Here is a 307-nt window from a genome sequence, read left to right as displayed (position 1 = left end):
CCGCGTCGATGATCAGCTTGCCCACGTAGAGCATGGCCACCGGCAGCAGGGCGCGGATCACGCGCAGGCCGAGGCTGGCGGTGGCCAGCCAGGGGCTGGCCTGCCAGATCTGGCGCAGGAACGGCGGCAGGTTGCGCAGCGCCTGGAAGCGCTCGCGCAGGCTGGGGTTTTTGGAGGGGGTGGGGGCAGGCATGGGCGTCATTGTGCCCCGGTCCGCGTCAACGCACGGGATTCCGGTAGCGGGGGGGGGGGGGGGGGGGCGGCGCCGGGCGGGGGGGGGGGGGGGGTGGGGGGCCCGCCCCCCCCG

At 76.9% G+C, this 307-nt stretch carries 1 protein-coding gene; it reads right to left on the bottom strand.

The genetic code is table 11. The annotated features are described in order from the left end of the window. Positions 1 to 193: hypothetical protein (locus tag QMX83_RS21640; protein ID WP_282298677.1), on the bottom strand; the 193-nt coding region annotated here is incomplete at its 3' end. Positions 194 to 307: the final 114 nt, after the last annotated feature.

It is taken from the genome of Stenotrophomonas sp. PS02289, from assembly GCF_029960115.1.
Taxonomy (GTDB): domain Bacteria; phylum Pseudomonadota; class Gammaproteobacteria; order Xanthomonadales; family Xanthomonadaceae; genus Stenotrophomonas.
The sequence above is the reverse complement of the archived record's forward strand: the minus strand, read 5'-3'. Positions and strand labels throughout refer to the sequence as shown.